The sequence below is a fragment of the Kocuria sp. CNJ-770 genome, assembly GCF_001942375.1.
Lineage (GTDB): Bacteria > Actinomycetota > Actinomycetes > Actinomycetales > Micrococcaceae > Kocuria > Kocuria oceani.
This window is the reverse complement of the sequence record NZ_MKJW01000066.1, coordinates 19,319-35,972: the sequence shown is the minus strand read 5'-3', so window position 1 is coordinate 35,972 and position 16,654 is coordinate 19,319. Positions and strand designations below refer to the sequence as shown.

Sequence of the window (16,654 nt, the reverse complement as noted above, 5' to 3'; positions counted from 1 at the left end):
CGCCGGCGACGATGGCCGTAGGACCGCGGGGCGGCCCGCTGTCATGCTCCGCGACAGGACGTGGTCTTACGGCGAGCACCGTAGGCCCTGCCGCGTCGGCCACCACACGTCATGCGGTCAACAGTGGGCGGAGCGAACCCGCGCAGTGGACGTTTCACGTGAAACATCGGGAATCCTCGGGCCGGGTCCTCCGGACTCGCGGTGCACGCACAGCAGAGCGCCCGCCTCCGGGGGAGGCGGGCGCTCTGGGAAGTGGAACCGGTCAGCGGCCGGTGCGCTGGGCGATCTCGGCGGCGGCCTCGAGATAGGACAGGGCACCGGTCGAGCTGGGGTCGTAGCTGATGACGCTCTGCTGGTAGCTCGGCGCCTCGGAGATGCGCACCGAGCGAGGAATCATGGTCTCCAGGACCTCGGCGGGGAAGTGGGTCCGCACTTCCTCGGCCACCTGGGACGCCAGGTTGGTCCGGCCGTCGTACATCGTGAGCAGGATGGTCGACACCTTGAGCTCCGGGTTGAGGTGCTTCTGGATCATCTCGATGTTCTTCAGCAGCTGGCTCAGTCCCTCCAGCGCGTAGTACTCGCACTGGATGGGGATGAGCACCTCGGTGGCCGCGACGAACGCGTTGAGGGTCAGCAGACCCAGGCTGGGCGGGCAGTCGATGAAGACGTAGTCGAGCCGCTCCAGACCGTCCGCCTCCCGCTGCCTGGCGTAGGCCTCAAGCGCCCGGCGCAGGCGGTGCTCACGGGCCACCATGGACACCAGCTCGATCTCCGCCCCGGCGAGGTCGATGGTCGCGGGCACCACCCACAGGTTCTCGGCCTCGACGGAGGTCTTCACCACGTCGGCGATCGGCATCTCGTCGATGAGGACGTCGTAGGTGCTGTCCACCTCGGAGCTGTGCTCCACACCGAGGGCGGTCGAGGCGTTGCCCTGCGGGTCGTTGTCGATCACCAGGACGTTCTGGCCCTGTCGCGCCAGCGCGACGGCGAGGTTCACCGAGGTGCTCGTCTTGCCCACGCCACCCTTCTGGTTGCTGATGGTGAAGACCCGCGTCGCGGCGGGCTTCTCCAGCTGGACCTTCTTCAGCCTGGCGCGTCGCCTGGTCTCTTCCACGAGCGTCCTCCCCAGCGGTGTGTCGTCCGCCATCGTCGTCATCTTGGACAGCTGTCCCTCGGTTTCACGTGAAACACGGGTGCCGCGGTCGGGTACAACCTTGAGCGGTTGATCAATCGGATCCGGTGGGAACTCCTCGCCGAAGCCCACCGGGCTTTGCTCACCGTCGTCGATCGGCATCTGACCGCGCACCTTCCCGGTTCGTCTGGATGTGGTTCCCTCCGGGCGCATCCTCCCTGCGGGAGCGTCCGGGTCCGGCCGCCGGGCGGGGGAGCGAGGACCACCCCGAGAGGACGGCCACGGCGCCACGCCCACGGCACACGACCCCCAGCCTACCGGCGTCGCACGTCGCCGACGGCCGGAGCGCTCACAGCCGCACACGGACCACCGTGGTCGGCTCGGCGAGCAGGGCGTCGCCCACGGTGAGGACCTCGGTGGAGCGGGCGCCGTGGCGGGCCAGCTTCTTCTGCGCCTTGTCGATCTCCTGGGCGGCGGAGCGTCCCTTGAGCGCCAGGAGCTCGCCCGTGCCGCGCAGCAGCGGCAGCGTGATGTCGAGCAGGCCCACGAGCGCGGAGACCGCACGGGCCGTGACGACGTCCACGTCACCCACCTCGTCCTTGGCCTGTTCGGCCCGGGCGCGGAGCACCCGGACGTTGGTCAGTCCCAGGTCCGCCACGACCTCGTCGAGCCACTGCACCCGGCGCTCCAGCGGTTCGATCAGCGTGAGCCGCAGATCGGGCCGGGCCAGCGCCAGGCACAGCCCCGGGAGACCCGCTCCGGAGCCGACGTCGGCCACCCTCGCGTCCTGGGGGAGGAGCTCCTCCACCACGGCGCAGTTGAGCACGTGGCGGCTCCAGAGCCGCGGCACCTCGCGGGGACCGATGAGCCCGCGCACGATTCCCGAGGACGCCAGGTGCGCGACGTAGCGCTCCGCGAGTGCCAGCCGGTCCCCGAACAGCCGCTCGGCGGCCAGACGCTCCTGGGGGTCCGGCAGCGGGGGCTCCTGCGCGGCGGGGGCGGGGCGGGGGTCGCCGGCCATCAGCCTGCTCGGCGGAGACCACGATGTGCCGTCCCGCCCCCTCGCCCTCGGACTCGCTGACCAGGCCCTGCTCCGCGACCACGTCGTGCACGATCTTGCGCTCGTAGGCGGACAGGGGTTCGAGGTGCACCCGCTCCCCGGTCTCCTGGGCCTCCCGCACGGCGGCGAGGGCCATCTCCTGCAGCGCGGTGGACCGGCGCAGGCGGTAGCCCCCGATGTCGAGCACGAGCCGCGAGCGGCGTCCGGTCGTGGACAGGACGGAGAGCCGCACGAGCTCCTGCAGCGCCTCGAGGACCTCCCCGTCCTCGCCGACGAGCACGGACAGGCTCTCGTCGTCGTCGCCCTCCGCGACGACGGACAGGTACGTGCGGCCGTCGCGGACCTCGATGTCGATGTCCCCGTCGAGGTCCGCCGTGTCCAGGAGCTCCTCGAGGTAGTCGGCCGCGACCTCGCCCTCCTCCTCGAGGGGATCGAGCGTGGGATCCGTTGCCGGGTCCTGGTCCTGGCCGGTCTGCGCGGCGGGGTCCGCCGGCGCGTCGCCCTCGACGGGGTGGGGGGTCGGCTGCGCCTCGTCGGCGTCCTGGGTGGTCTGCCGGATGTCGCTCATGTCGTCTCCTGTGGCCGTGGAAGCACGGGGCCGGGCATCCCGGCCCCGTGCGGGGAGGAAGTCGCGGGGATGACCCGCAGCGGTCATCCCGCCTGTTTCTTCTTCGCCTGCTGCCGCTGCCGCTTCTTGCCGACCGGCTGCTGACGCTGTCCCGCGGCCGCGCGGGCACGCTGCTCCTCGACCTCCGCCTCGTGCTCCTCACGGGTCTTGCCGAACGGGGGGAGTCCCTTGGCGGCGCGGCGCTCGTTGAGCTCCTGCTCGGCCTGGGAGCCGGGGGTCGGGTTGTTGCGGATGACCCACCACTGCTGGCCCATGGACCACACGTTGGAGACGGTCCAGTAGATGAGCACGCCGATGGGGAAGTTGATGCCGCCGATCGCGAAGACGAGCGGGAACAGGTAGAGCATCATCTGCTGCTGGCGGTACATGGGGGAGGCCTTGGCGGTCTCGCTCATGTTCTTGGCCGTCAGCTGCTTCTGGGTGAAGAACTGCGAGGCGGACATCGCGATGATCATCACGACGGCCAGGACGACGGTGGCGACGTGGTTGCCGTCGCCGGGTTGAGCAGGGTGGAGAAGAGCGGGCGCCGAAGAAGGTGGCCTCGTTGAAGGACTGCACGGTGGCGGCGTTGAGCACGTGCACGCCCTCGCCGGCCGCAGCCGACGTGGGCACTCCGTTGAGGACCTGGAACAGGCCGAAGAAGATCGGCATCTGCACCAGGATGGGCAGGCACGCGGAGAACGGGTTGGAGCCGTGCTGCTTGTAGAGCTCCATCTGCTCCTGGGCCATGGCCTGACGGGAGAGCTGGTCCTTCTTGCCCTTGTACTTGGCCTGCAGCTTGGCCATCTCGGGCTGCAGCTCCTGCATGCCGCGCATGGACTTGATCTGTTTGAGGAACAGCGGGATGGTCAGCGTGCGCATGACCAGGGTGAGACCCACGATGCACAGCACCCAGGTGATGCCCGCGGCGGGATCCATCCCGACGGCCGTCAGCAGCTCGTGGAAGACCCACAGCACGGCGGAGACGACCCACCTGAAGGGGAAGAGGATCAGTTCGAACAGATTCATGGGGAAGGCTCTCCTTGGGCCGCGGGGCCGGTGCCTCCGGCGGGGTGGTGCTGGTGGCGCTCGGCAAGGGTGGGGTGGTTCAGCAGGACGATCTTGGGCAGGGACGCGAAGTCGGGAAAGCTCCGACCGCCGTCCGGGACCCTGTCGATCCCACCGGCCGCCCAGGGGTGGCAGCGCAGGAGCCTGCGGACGCTGAGCCCGAGGCCGCGCGCGGCGCCGTGCACCGTGACGGACTCGAGGGCGTAGGCCGAGCAGGAGGGGAAGTACCGGCAGACGTCCCCGTACAGGGGGGAGACGATGGTCCGGTAGAGCTTTAGGCCCGCGATGAGCGCGTTCTGCGGCAGGAACCAGAGAGCCTGCCACGCCGACGCCGGGCGGACGTACTCGTGGGGAGCCGCGGCGAGGAGGTCCTCGTGCCCATGGGCGTGCTCGCTCATGACGCTGGCTCCTCCCGTCCGGGTCGGTGGTCTTCTGCCGGAGGCGTCCCGGCCGCGGCGCGGGGGACGCCCGCGCGCGCGGACGCCGTCCGCCAGGCCTTGGCGTAGTCGGCGGCCAGCTCCGCCCAGTCCGCGGCGGAGGCGGGCGGGAGCGCTCGGACGACCACATCACAACCGTACGGGACCTGCCTGACCGTGGTCTGGGCGAGTTCCCGCAGGCGCCGCTTCACCTTGTTGCGCCGGACGGCGTTGCCCACCGCCTTCGAGACGACGAAGCCGAAGCGCGCCGGGCGGTCCTCGGCGGTGGGGCGCACATATACGACGACGTTCCGGCGCCCGTTGCGGGCGCCGGAACGCGTGGTGGCCGAGAACTGGGCCGAGGTCCGGATCCGGTGCTGCTCAGGCAGCACGGTCCGGCTCCTGACGGGCCCGGTGCTCCGGCGGTCCCGGCACGGATCCTGCCACCCGGGAAGGGGTGGTCGTCCGGGACGCCGGTGCCGACATGGGACGGCTCAGGCCGAGAGTTCGGTGCGGCCCTTGCTGCGGCGGGCGGCGAGGATGGCGCGGCCGGCACGGGTGCGCATCCGGGCGCGGAAGCCGTGCTTCTTGGCGCGACGGCGGTTATTCGGCTGAAAAGTCCGCTTGCTCACTGGTTACTCCAAAGGCGTCGGGGTGTGCGCCGCGTGGTCCTCGGCGCACCGGGTCGGTACGGCGAAGGGGCGGGCGCAGCAGTGCTGGTGGATGCGTCCGAGCATGCGGAAGGGCATGACAGGGGACACAAGAGACTACCTCACCCTAGACAACGGGCCGGGGACGGTCAAATCAGCGGCCGACGACGCCCCTGGGCGCCGGCTCCTCCGGGCGGCCCCGGGCGTGCGGGGCAGGGGGAGCAGGGGACGGACGGGCGCCGGTACGGCCTCCGGGGCCGGGCGGCGCTGTGCAGTGCACATCCTACCCACAGCTGTGCACGGATCTTGCTCACATCCTGTGGAAAACCCGTGCGCCACCGGCCGCGGAACGGCGCGGATCGGGGGCCGAACTACACGTCTGTAGTTCCCGGGAGCCCAGCGGATCAGCTATGAACAGTTTCGGAGCATGTTCTAGGCTGGCACTCCCGGTCGGCCCCCGAACAGCTTTTCCACCGTTGTGAACAACTCTGTGGAAAAGGCCACCGCAGCAGGGCCGGGACGACCCGTCAACCACCTCGTCATCCCGACGACATCCCGATGGCAACCCGACGACAGCAGGAGTACGCGTGGGCACGCAGGACAATCAGGCGCTCAGCGCGCAGTGGGCCGAATGCGTGCAGTACATGTACGAGGACCCCATGACCACCGGCCGGTACCGGGGGTTCATCTCCCTGGCCCAGCCGCAGGGGCTCATCGGCACCACGCTGCTCGTCGCGGTCCCCAACGAGCTGACCCGGGAGTTCTTCCAGAACCAGATGGCCTCGGTCCTGCGCTCCTCCGTGGGACGCGCCTTCAGCCCGGAGACGCTCGTGGCGTTCGTCGTCGACGCCGACCTCGAGGCCGCTCCCGCCCCGGAGCCGGAACCGCAGACGGCCGCGCTGCCGCCGATCAGTGAGCTGGAGGCCGAGCGCAACCGCACCGACGGGCCCACCCGGACCGATGCCGGGGACACCGCCGACGCCATGGGGATCGACCAGCGCGTGCTGGACCTCGCCGCGGCGCGCCCGGAGCCGGTCGCACCGGCCGGCGGCGGCCGCACCCTGCCCCGCCGCGCGACCCGCAGGCCGCCCCGCCCCGCCGCCCCGTGCAGGACACCGGCACCGCCCCCGCCGTGGTGGGGGAGTGGGACAGCTCGGCGCGGCTGAACCCGAAGTACGTCTTCGACTCCTTCGTGATCGGGCAGTCCAACCGGTTCGCCCACGCCGCGGCGTTCGCGGTCGCAGAGACCCCCGCGAAGGCGTACAACCCGCTGTTCATCTACGGGGAGTCCGGCCTGGGCAAGACCCATCTGCTGCACGCCATCGGCCACTACGCCAAGCGGCTGTACCCGCAGGTGCGCGTGCGCTACGTGAACTCGGAGGAGTTCACCAACGACTTCATCAACTCGATCCGCGACGACGAGGGCTCCTCCTTCAAGGAGATCTACCGCAACGTGGACATGCTGCTGATCGACGACATCCAGTTCCTGGCGGGCAAGGAGCACACGCAGGAGGAGTTCTTCCACACCTTCAACGCGCTGCACAACCACGAGAAGCAGATCGTGATCACCTCGGACATGCCGCCCAAGCAGCTCACCGGCTTTGCCGAGCGCATGCGCTCCCGGTTCGAGTGGGGCCTGATCACGGACGTGCAGCCCCCGGAGCTGGAGACCCGCATCGCCATCCTCCGCAAGAAGGCCACCAGCGAGGGCATGGACGCCCCCGACGACGTGCTGGAGTACATCGCCTCCCACATCTCCACCAACATCCGCGAGCTCGAGGGCGCCCTGATCCGCGTGACCGCCTTCGCCTCGCTGAACAAGCAGGCCGTGGACCTGCCCCTGGCCGAGCTAGTGCTCAAGGACCTCATCACCGACGACGGCGCGCAGGAGATCACCGCGGCCTCGATCCTGGCCCAGACCGCGGTGTACTTCGACATCACCCTCGAGGAGCTCAAGAGCAAGTCCCGCACCCGCACCCTGGTCACGGCGCGGCAGATCGCGATGTACCTGCTGCGCGAGCTCACCGACATGTCCCTGCCGAAGATCGGCCAGGAGCTGGGCGGGCGCGACCACACCACGGTGATGCACGCGGACCGCAAGATCCGCACCCTGATGGCCGAGCGCCGGCAGATCTTCAACCAGGTCACCGAACTGACGAACCGCATCAAGCAGCAGCAGCGCGAGGGCTGACCGCCGCGAACCCGTCGCCGACGGGCCCGCCGGGACACCGGCGGGCCCGTTTTCTTGTCATTCGTCCACAGGCCGCCGCCGCGCCGTTCCGGGCCGGCCGACCCGCTTCTGCACAGGAAACGGCCCCTTGTGGAGCGGCTGTGCACAGGACAGAACCCACACCTGTGGATAAAATTGTGGAAGACCGCCGGGCTGCGGTGGAGAACCTCGGCACAACTGCGGCTCGGGCTGTGGAACCCGCGGAACCGCGCGGATCCTGTCCACCGGGGAAACAGCTTTCGGTGGACCGCGAATCACAGGAACTCAACAGGGCCCTGCCGCCCGGCATCTGGCCAAGAGGCAGTTATCCACAGATTCCACAGCGGTTATTAACACTCCCGTCCTTAAAGAGATCTCCGGCCAAACAACAAGAATCCTGGACTCCCGGCCCCCGGTGAGGCCTCCGGCACCGGCGAACCACAAGAAGTCCGCCACGGCCGGCCGAATGGCCGTCCGCCGAAACGGACGGATACGATGCAGGGGGCGAAGACCCGGTCGGCCGCACCTCGCGGCGCGGCGGACGCCGTCCTCCGGGCGCGGGCTCCGCCGCCCCTGCTCAGACTGAAAGGCAGCAACCTCTCGTGAAGTTCTCCGTCGAACGCGATGTTCTCGCCGAGGCCGTGACCTGGACCGCCCGGTCCCTCTCTCCTCGGCCCCCGGTCCCCGTGCTGTCCGGTCTGCTCATCCGGGCGGAGGGCGGATCGCTGTCCATCGCCAGCTTCGACTACGAGATCTCCGCGCGGCTGTCGATCAGCGCCGACGTGCAGGAGGAGGGCACCACGCTCGTCTCCGGACGCCTCCTGGCGGACATCTGCCGTTCGCTGCCGTCGGCACCGGTCGAGGTCCAGGCCGACGAGGGCAAGGTCACGCTGACCTGCCGGTCCTCCCGGTTCAACCTCGCCGCGATGCCCGTGGGCGACTACCCCGAGCTGCCGGCCCTGCCGGACGTCTCCGGCGTGGTCGCCGGCGACGAGTTCGCCCTCGCCGTCTCCCAGGTCAACATCGCGGCCAGCAAGGACGACACCCTGCCGATCCTCACCGGCGTGCGCGTGGAGATCGAGGGCGAGAAGATGACCCTCCTGGCCACCGACCGGTACCGGCTCGCCATGCGGGAGCTGACCTGGCGGCCGTCCTCCCACGAGATCTCCACGGCCGCGCTGATCAAGGCCCGTACGCTCAACGACATCGCCAAGACCCTCGGCCCGGCCGGGGACATCAACATCGCGCTGTCCGACTCCGCCGAGCTCGTGGGCTTCGAGTCCGGCGGGCGCCGGACCACGAGCCTGCTCATCGACGGCGAGTACCCCAAGATCCGCTCGCTGTTCCCCGAGCACACCCCGATCACGGCTGCGGTGCGCACCACCGAGCTCGTGGAGGCGGTCCGGCGCGTCTCGCTCGTGGCAGAGCGCAACACGCCCGTCCGCCTGGCCTTCACCCAGGGCCAGGTGGCCCTGGACGCCGGGACCGGCGAGGACGCCCAGGCCTCGGAGGTCCTGGACGCCCACCTGACCGGGGAGGACATCACCGTGGCCTTCAACCCCACGTACCTGTCCGAGGGCCTGCACGCCTTCTCCTCGGACTACGTGCGGTTCTCCTTCACCGCCCCGCCCAAGCCGGCGGTGCTCTCCGCGCAGGCCGAGCCGGAGGGCGAGGACCGGGACGACTACAAGTACCTGCTGATGCCGGTCCGGCTCCCGAGCCAGTGACCGGCCGGCGCCGAAGCGGAAGCTGCTGACCCGGGCGTGTTCGTCGACCACCTCTCCCTGCTGGACTACCGGACGTATGCCCTGCTGGACATACGTCTGGGGCCCGGGACCACCGTGTTCCTGGGCCCCAACGGCGTGGGCAAGACGAACATCGTCGAAGCCCTGGACTACACCGCGGGGCTCTCCTCCCACCGCGTGTCCTCGGACGCGCCGCTGATCCGCTTCGGCGCCGAGCGGGCGATCGTCCGGGTGCGTGTGCGGCGCGGCGGCCAGCAGACGGTCCTCGAGCTCGAGCTCAACGACGGCCGCGCCAACCGGGTGCGCATCAACCGTGCCGCCCCCGTCCGTGCCCGGGACGCGCTCGGCGTCGTGCGGACGGTCCTGTTCTCCCCGGAGGACCTCTCCCTGGTGAAGGGCGACCCCTCGCACCGGCGCCGGTTCCTGGACGACCTCGCCCGGTCGATGCGCCCGGTCCTCGCCGGCACCATGGCCGACTACGAGAAGGTGCTCAAGCAGCGCAACGCGCTGCTGAAGTCGGCCCGCCGCAGCGGCCGCTTCACCGAGACCCACCGCTCGACGCTGGCCGCGTGGAACGACCAGTTCGCCCGCACCGGCGCCGTGATCCTGCACGCGCGCCTGCAGCTGATCGACGCCCTGGCCCCGCAGGTGGCCACCGCATACGACCAGCTCACCGACGGCACGAAGTCCACCACGCTGCGCTACGTGTCCTCGGTCCTGCCGGGGAGCGCCGGCGGGGACGTGGGTCAGCTGCGCGACTTCACCCCGGCGGACCTGCACCGGCTGATCCTCGAGGCATGCGAGGACGCCGAGCAGCGGGAGCTCGAACGGGGCCTGACCCTGATCGGCCCGCACCGCGACGAGCTCGAGCTGCTGCTGGGCCCGGCCCCCGCCCGCGGCTACGCCTCGCACGGGGAGACCTGGTCCTACGCCCTCGCCCTCCGGCTGGGCTCCTGGTACGTCCACCTCGCGGACGACCCCGCCGAGGGCGCCGCGCCGATCCTGCTGCTCGACGACGTGTTCGCGGAGCTCGACGCCCGGCGCCGGAGCCGCCTGGCCGCGATCGTGGCCTCCGCGGAGCAGGTCCTGGTCACCGCCGCGGTCGAGGAGGACCTGCCCGCCGAGCTCGTCGCCGGACCGCACGACGTGGTGCGGGTGGGGCCCGGGACGGCCGTGCGCGACGACGAGCGCCCGCCCGCGGGAACTGGCTCGGGGACGGGCCCGGAGACGGAGGAGGCTCCGTCGTCGTGAGCGGGCCCGAGCGCGGGGACCGGCTCCCCGATCCCCCGGACGGTCTCCCGGCGGACCCGCCGGACCCGGAGGCGAACGTCGTGCGGATCGAGGACGAGATCGACGCCCCCGCGGCGCTGCTGACCCGGTTGCGCCACGCCGCCGAGGCGCGCGGGGACGGCCGCCTCTACGGCGCGGCCGCGCGGCGCAACCTCAAGAACTTCGGGGCGGCGATGGAGTCGGCCACCGCGTCCCCCGCCGAACGCCTGGGGCGCCGCGGCAACGACGTGGACCCCCGGGCGCTCGGCGGATACTCCGGGGCGGGCCGCTCCGCCCGCGATCCCCGGGGCGTGGGCTCGGTGCTGGACGGCCTCGTGTCGGGGCGGGGCTGGAAGTCGCCGGTCGCCGTCGGGTCGGTGCTCTCCCGCTGGGACGAGCTCGTGGGCCCGGGGATCGCGGGGCACTGCCGGCCGGAGAGCTTCGACGAGACGGTGGTGCGGGTCCGCTGCGACTCCACCGCCTACGCCGCCAATCTGCGGCTCATGGTCCCGCAGCTGCTGCGCATGTTCGACGAGCACCTGGGGGAGGGCATCGTCACCCGGATCGAGATCCTCGGCCCGGCGGCGCCGAGCTGGAAGCGCGGCCGCCGGTCGGTGCAGGGCCGGGGCCCGCGGGACACCTACGGGTGAGGCCGGTGCCGCGGAGCGCTGAGCGGCCTCGTGGCGCGCTGCGGCCCCCCGGGAACGATCAGCGGGGTGGTGGAGAGCAGGAAAATTCGTCCTGAGGGCCTTTTCCGGCCGCTCAGGGGCATCTGCGGGCACCCCTGGCCCGTCGTTTTCCGATAGAATCGGTGGCAGACAGGAATCGACGGACCGGGCCCCCCACGGCCGATCACGGCACCCGCCCGCGGCGCGGACGTCCGGAGTCGTCGAACCGTTCCGACCCTGCACGAGCCGATGAGTCGTCGAGCGTCTCATCGGCGTTCTCTTGTGCTGTCCGGAGCGGCCGGAACGCCCAACAGGAGGAGCCAGGAACCCGTGGCAACAGAGGATCCGCAGAAGCGCGAGTACGGTGCCGGTGACATCACCGTCCTGGAGGGGCTCGAGGCCGTCCGGAAGCGGCCCGGCATGTACATCGGCTCGACCGGCCCGCGGGGGCTGCACCACCTCGTGTACGAGGTGGTCGACAACTCGGTCGACGAGGCGCTGGCCGGCTACTGCGACCACATCGAGGTGACGCTGCAGGCCGACGGCGGGGTGCGGGTGGTCGACAACGGCCGCGGCATCCCCGTGGACATCCACCCGACCGAGGGCCGGCCGACCGTCGAGGTCGTCATGACGATCCTGCACGCCGGCGGCAAGTTCGGGGGCGGCGGCTACGCCGTCTCCGGCGGTCTGCACGGCGTGGGCATCTCCGTGGTCAACGCCCTGTCCCGCCGTGTGGAGACCCAGGTGCGCCGCCAGGGCCACGTCTGGCGGATGGTCTTCGCCGAGGGCGGCCGGCCGCAGGGAGAGCTGGTCCGGGGCGAGGAGACGGAGGAGACCGGCACGACCCAGGTCTTCTACCCGGACCCCGAGATCTTCGAGACCGTGGACTTCGACTTCGAGACCCTGCGGGCGCGCTTCCAGCAGATGGCGTTCCTCAACAAGGGCCTCCGGATCAGCCTGACGGACGAGCGCGTGGCCGAGGAGTCCGGCGAGGAGATCGCCGGCTCCGCCTCCGACCACTCGGGGGGCCGCGCGGCGGCCGGTACCGACGGGGAGCCGGTCGAGGGCCGCGACGGCGGCACGGACGTCCCCCGGCTCAACCACGAGGACGAGAGCGACTCCGGCCACCGCCGGGTCGTCTACAAGTACGACCACGGCCTGCTCGACTACGTCACCTTCCTGAACACGTCCAAGAAGGCCGATCTCGTCCACGACGACGTCATCGCCATCGAGACCGAGGACACCGACCGGAAGATGTCCCTCGAGCTCGCCATGCAGTGGACCACCGCCTACACCGAGTCGGTGCACACCTACGCGAACACGATCAACACCCATGAGGGCGGCACCCACGAGGAGGGCTTCCGCTCGGCCATGACCTCGCTGGTGAACCGGTACGCCCGGGAGAACAAGCTGCTGCGGGACAAGGACGAGAACCTCACCGGCGACGACGTGCGGGAGGGCCTGACCGCGGTCATCTCGATCAAGCTCGCCGAGCCCCAGTTCGAGGGCCAGACCAAGACCAAGCTCGGCAACTCCGAGGCGAAGGCCTTCGTCCAGCGCGAGGTCAACGACCGGTTCGGCGACTGGCTCGAGCGCAACCCGGCCGCGGCGCGGGAGATCATCCGCAAGGCCATCAACGCCTCGCAGGCGCGGCTCGCGGCCCGGAAGGCGCGCGAGACCACCCGCCGCAAGGGCCTGCTCGAGTCCGGCGGGATGCCGGGCAAGCTCAAGGACTGCTCCTCCAAGGACCCGTCCCTGTCCGAGATCTACATCGTGGAGGGCGACTCCGCGGGCGGCTCCGCGGTGCAGGGCCGCGACCCCGCGCACCAGGCGATCCTGCCCCTGCGCGGGAAGATCCTCAACGTGGAGCGGGCGCGGCTGGACCGGGCGCTGTCCAACGCCGAGGTCCAGTCCATGATCACCGCCTTCGGCGCGGGCATCGGCGACGACTTCGACATCGAGAAGGCGCGCTACCACAAGATCGTGCTCATGGCCGACGCGGACGTGGACGGCCAGCACATCACCACCCTGCTGCTGACGCTGCTGTTCCGCTTCATGCGCCCGCTCATCGAGCACGGCTTCGTCTACCTGGCCCAGCCCCCCCTGTACCGGATCAAGTGGTCCAACGCACCGCACGACTACGTCTACTCGGACGCCGAGCGGGACCAGGCCCTCGCCCGGGGCCTGGCCAACAACCAGCGCATCCCCAAGGACAACGGGATCCAGCGCTACAAGGGTCTCGGCGAGATGGACTACACCGAGCTGTGGGACACCACGATGGACCCCGAGCACCGCACGCTGCTCCAGGTGACCATGGAGGACGCCGCGGCCGCGGACCAGATCTTCTCCGTGCTCATGGGCGAGGACGTCGAGTCCCGCCGCGAGTTCATCCAGCAGAACGCCAAGGACATCCGGTTCCTCGACATCTGATCCGCGACATATGACCGGTTCGGCATACACGGCCGGGACCGGGGCGCCGGCAGGACACCGAGAACCAGCAGACAGAACGGAATGACCGCATGAGTGACGAGATCCAGGACGGACAGACCCCGGAGGACGCCGGCCCCACCGGCGACCTCGAGAGCTCGCCCGTGCTGACCGACCGCGTGGAGCAGGTGGACCTGCAGACCGAGATGCAGCGGTCCTACCTCGACTACGCCATGGCCGTCATCGTCGGCCGCGCCCTCCCGGACGTCCGGGACGGGCTCAAGCCGGTGCACCGCCGGGTCCTCTACGCGATGTACGACGGCGGCTACCGCCCGGACCGCTCCTTCAACAAGTGCGCCCGCGTGGTGGGCGAGGTCATGGGCCAGTACCACCCGCACGGCGACTCCGCGATCTACGACGCCCTGGTGCGCCTGATCCAGCACTGGGTGATGCGCTACCCGCTCGCGCTGGGCCAGGGCAACTTCGGCTCCCCGGGCAACGACGGCGCGGCGGCCCCGCGGTACACCGAGACCAAGATGGCGCCCATCGCCATGGAGATGGTCCGGGACATCCACGAGGAGACCGTGGACTTCCAGGACAACTACGACGGCAAGAACCAGGAGCCGTCGGTGCTGCCGTCCCGGTTCCCGAACCTGCTGGTCAACGGGTCCTCCGGCATCGCGGTGGGCATGGCCACCAACATCCCGCCGCACAACCTGCGCGAGGTCGCAGACGGCGTGCAGTGGTACCTGCGGAACCCGGACGTCTCCAACGAGGACCTGCTCGAGGAGCTGCTGCAGCGGATCAAGGGCCCGGACTTCCCGACCGGGGCGCAGATCCTCGGCCACAAGGGCATCGAGGAGGCCTACCGGACCGGGCGCGGCTCGATCCCGATGCGGGCCGTGGTCAACGTCGAGGAGATCCACGGCCGCACGTGCCTGGTGGTCACGGAGCTGCCCTACCAGGCGAACCCGGACAACCTCGCGATGAAGATCGCGGACCTCGTCAAGGACGGCCGGATCACCGGCATCGCCGACATCCGGGACGAGACCTCCGGGCGCACCGGCCAGCGCCTGGTGATCGTGCTCAAGCGGGACGCCGTGGCCAAGGTGGTGCTCAACAACCTCTACAAGCACACGCAGCTGCAGGACAACTTCTCCGCCAACATGCTGGCCCTGGTGGACGGGGTGCCCCGCACCCTCAGCCTCGACGCCTTCATCCGGCACTGGGTCACCCACCAGATGGACGTCATCGTGCGGCGCACCCGATACCGGCTGCGCCAGGCCGAGGCGGAGGCCCACATCCTGCGGGGCCTGCTCAAGGCCCTCGACGCCCTCGACGAGGTCATCGCGCTCATCCGCCGCTCCCCGACGGCCGACGACGCCCGCACCGGGCTCATGGAGCTGCTGCAGATCGACGAGGACCAGGCACAGGCCATCCTCAACATGCAGCTGCGCCGGCTCGCCGCCCTCGAGCGGCAGAAGATCCAGGACCGGCACGCGGAGCTGGAGCGGCTGATCGCCGAGTACACCGAGATCATCGCCTCCGAGGCGCGCCAGCGCGACATCATCTCGACCGAGCTCGAGGAGATCGTGAGCCGCTACGGCGACGACCGCCGCTCCGAGATCCAGTACGGCTACGACGGCGACATGTCGATGGAGGACCTGATCCCCGAGGAGGAGATGGTCGTGACCATCACCCGCGGCGGATACGTCAAGCGCACCCGCTCGGACCAGTACCGGTCCCAGCGCCGGGGCGGCAAGGGGGTCCGGGGCGCGCAGCTGCGCGCGGACGACGTCGTCGAGCACTTCTTCGTGACCACCACGCACAACTGGATCCTGTTCTTCACGAACCTCGGCCGGGTCTACCGGACCAAGGCCTACGAGCTGCTCGAGGCCGGCCGGGACGCCAAGGGCCAGCACGTGGCCAACCTGATGGCCTTCCAGCCCGGGGAGCGGATCGCCCAGGTCATGGAGCTGCGCTCATACGACGACGCCCCGTACCTCGTGCTCGCCACCCGCAACGGGCTGGTGAAGAAGACCCGGCTGCTGGACTACGACACCAACCGCTCGGCCGGCGTGATCGCGATCAACCTGCGCGAGGACGACGAATTGGTCTCGGCGCAGCTGGCGTCGGCGGCGGACGACCTGCTGCTCATCTCCCGCCACGGGATGTCCCTGCGCTTCACCGCGTCGGACGACGTGCTGCGCCCCATGGGCCGGGCCACCTCGGGGGTCACCGGCATGAAGTTCCGCGGCGGCGACGAGCTGCTCTCGGCCAACGTGGTGACCGACGACGCCTACGTCTTCGTCGTCACCGAGGGCGGCTACGCCAAGCGCACCAAGGTGGAGGAGTACCGGGTGCAGGGCCGCGGCGGGCTCGGCATCAAGGTGGCGAAGCTCGCGGAGCAGCGCGGCCGCCTGGTCGGCGGGCTGATCGTGGGGGAGGAGGACGAGGTCCTCGTGGTCATGGAGTCCGGGAAGGTCGTGCGCACCGGGGCCTCCGAGGTCCCCGCCAAGGGCCGGGACACGATGGGCGTGATCTTCGCCAAGCCGTCCGCGGGCGACTCGATCACGGGCGTGGCCCACAACGCCGACCGCGAGATCGCGCAGGAGGTCGACGCCGAGGCCGTGGCCGAGATCGACGTCCAGCAGGACGAGTCCATGGAGACGGCCGACGTGCAGCAGGCCGAGGACACCGGTGAGCTCGATTCCGTCCCCGGAACCGGGGACACGGCGGGCGATGAAGTAGCGTTGGACGCGAACAACAACGGAGGTAACGCATGAGCTCGAGTTCCGGCTCCAACGCCGCCGGCAAGTCCGGACGCGCCCCCCTCGCGTCCGCGCCCCGGCCCGGTGCCGCGGCGAAGCCGGGCCCGGCCACGTCCGCGAAGTCCGGGACGGCCGACCGCACCGCCCCCCGGCCGGTGAAGTCCGCCCCGGCCCCGGCCAAGAGCAGCCGGCCGGCCGCTTCCACGAAGGGCCTGGTCCGCCCCGCTCCGCGCCCGAGGGTGCGCCGGGCGCGGCTCGTGGTCTCGAAGGTGGACACCTGGTCGGTGCTCAAGCTCGCGTTCCTGCTCTCGGTGGCGCTCGGGATCATCACCGTGGTCGCCTCCGTGGTGCTGTGGATCGTCCTGGACCTCACCGGGATGTTCGACGGCATCAACGAGCTGCTCGGCATGCTGGGCGGCGCGGGCGGGGCGCTGAACGTGAAGGACTTCCTGTCCCTGGGGCAGATCGCGATCTTCGCGACCATCGTCTCGGTGGTCAACGTGATCCTCCTGACCGCTCTCTCGGTGCTCGCGGCGCTGCTCTACAACATCGCCGCGGCCCTGGTGGGCGGGGTCGGTCTCACCCTCACGGACGACTGACCCGGCACGGTACGGTCACCGGACGCCGGTCCG

The 16,654-nt window shown here is 70.5% G+C and carries 11 protein-coding genes and 3 pseudogenes; 7 read left to right on the top strand and 7 right to left on the bottom strand.

Going from position 1 to position 16,654, the window contains the following annotated elements:
- Window positions 1–262: 262 nt before the first annotated feature.
- From BJF77_RS03055 to rpmH, 7 genes and pseudogenes are all read right to left on the bottom strand, one after another.
- Window positions 263–1,147 (bottom strand): ParA family protein, encoded by an 885-nt coding sequence (locus BJF77_RS03055; RefSeq protein WP_075871240.1) that lies wholly within the window; start codon window positions 1,145–1,147, stop codon window positions 263–265.
- Window positions 1,148–1,481: 334 nt separating this feature from the next.
- The gene (gene rsmG, locus BJF77_RS03050) at window positions 1,482–2,153 is read right to left on the bottom strand and encodes a 16S rRNA (guanine(527)-N(7))-methyltransferase RsmG (RefSeq protein ID WP_047805094.1); all 672 of its coding nucleotides are present in this window, start codon (window positions 2,151–2,153) and stop codon (window positions 1,482–1,484) included.
- A gap of 7 nt (window positions 2,154–2,160) precedes the next feature.
- Window positions 2,161–2,760 (bottom strand): annotated as a pseudogene (locus BJF77_RS03045) (protein jag); the annotation flags it as partial.
- A gap of 83 nt (window positions 2,761–2,843) precedes the next feature.
- Window positions 2,844–3,828 (bottom strand): annotated as a pseudogene (gene yidC / locus BJF77_RS22465) (membrane protein insertase YidC).
- A complete protein-coding gene (gene yidD / locus BJF77_RS03035; protein WP_075871239.1) occupies window positions 3,825–4,265 on the bottom strand; it encodes a membrane protein insertion efficiency factor YidD in 441 nt (146 codons plus the stop codon). The pseudogene yidC and the gene yidD overlap by 4 nt, the downstream one beginning before the upstream one ends.
- A complete protein-coding gene (gene rnpA / locus BJF77_RS03030) occupies window positions 4,262–4,675 on the bottom strand; it encodes a ribonuclease P protein component (protein ID WP_047805090.1) in 414 nt (137 codons plus the stop codon). The genes yidD and rnpA overlap by 4 nt, the downstream gene beginning before the upstream one ends.
- A gap of 102 nt (window positions 4,676–4,777) precedes the next feature.
- Window positions 4,778–4,915 (bottom strand): 50S ribosomal protein L34, encoded by a 138-nt coding sequence (rpmH, locus tag BJF77_RS03025; RefSeq protein ID WP_019181680.1) that lies wholly within the window; start codon window positions 4,913–4,915, stop codon window positions 4,778–4,780.
- 662 nt (window positions 4,916–5,577) lie between these two features.
- Here rpmH and dnaA point away from each other — a divergent pair.
- The 7 genes and pseudogenes from dnaA (at window position 5,578) to BJF77_RS21340 (ending at window position 16,621) form a co-directional block, all read left to right on the top strand.
- Window positions 5,578–7,124: pseudogene (gene dnaA / locus BJF77_RS03020) on the top strand (chromosomal replication initiator protein DnaA).
- Between the two features lie 620 nt (window positions 7,125–7,744).
- On the top strand, window positions 7,745–8,869 hold the full coding sequence (dnaN, locus tag BJF77_RS03015) for a DNA polymerase III subunit beta (protein WP_047805089.1): 1,125 nt from the start codon (window positions 7,745–7,747) through the stop codon (window positions 8,867–8,869).
- A gap of 36 nt (window positions 8,870–8,905) precedes the next feature.
- Window positions 8,906–10,138, top strand: a complete 1,233-nt coding sequence (recF, locus tag BJF77_RS03010; protein ID WP_075871238.1) for a DNA replication/repair protein RecF — start codon at window positions 8,906–8,908, stop codon at window positions 10,136–10,138.
- Window positions 10,135–10,806 (top strand): DUF721 domain-containing protein, encoded by a 672-nt coding sequence (locus BJF77_RS03005; protein ID WP_238986136.1) that lies wholly within the window; start codon window positions 10,135–10,137, stop codon window positions 10,804–10,806. Before recF ends, BJF77_RS03005 begins: the two co-directional genes overlap by 4 nt.
- A 348-nt stretch (window positions 10,807–11,154) precedes the next feature.
- Complete coding sequence (gyrB, locus tag BJF77_RS03000) at window positions 11,155–13,254, top strand: DNA topoisomerase (ATP-hydrolyzing) subunit B (RefSeq protein WP_075871237.1); 2,100 nt, start codon at window positions 11,155–11,157, stop codon at window positions 13,252–13,254.
- Window positions 13,255–13,343: 89 nt separating this feature from the next.
- Entirely contained in the window at window positions 13,344–16,037 is a 2,694-nt protein-coding gene (gene gyrA / locus BJF77_RS02995) for a DNA gyrase subunit A (protein WP_075871236.1), read from the top strand.
- Window positions 16,034–16,621, top strand: a complete 588-nt coding sequence (locus BJF77_RS21340) for a DUF3566 domain-containing protein (protein ID WP_082157593.1) — start codon at window positions 16,034–16,036, stop codon at window positions 16,619–16,621. The genes gyrA and BJF77_RS21340 overlap by 4 nt, the downstream gene beginning before the upstream one ends.
- The last annotated feature ends 33 nt before the right edge of the window (window positions 16,622–16,654 follow it).

Bases quoted from the DNA above. Each gene is read 5' to 3' on its own strand.
- BJF77_RS03055 (WP_075871240.1), bottom strand. From the start codon at position 1,147: ATGGCGGACGACACACCGCTGGGGAGGACGCTCGTGGAAGAGACCAGG.
- rsmG (WP_047805094.1), bottom strand. From the start codon at position 2,153: ATGGCCGGCGACCCCCGCCCCGCCCCCGCCGCGCAGGAGCCCCCGCTG.
- yidD (WP_075871239.1), bottom strand. From the start codon at position 4,265: ATGAGCGAGCACGCCCATGGGCACGAGGACCTCCTCGCCGCGGCTCCC.
- gyrA (WP_075871236.1), top strand. From the start codon at position 13,344: ATGAGTGACGAGATCCAGGACGGACAGACCCCGGAGGACGCCGGCCCC.
- BJF77_RS21340 (WP_082157593.1), top strand. From the start codon at position 16,034: ATGAGCTCGAGTTCCGGCTCCAACGCCGCCGGCAAGTCCGGACGCGCC.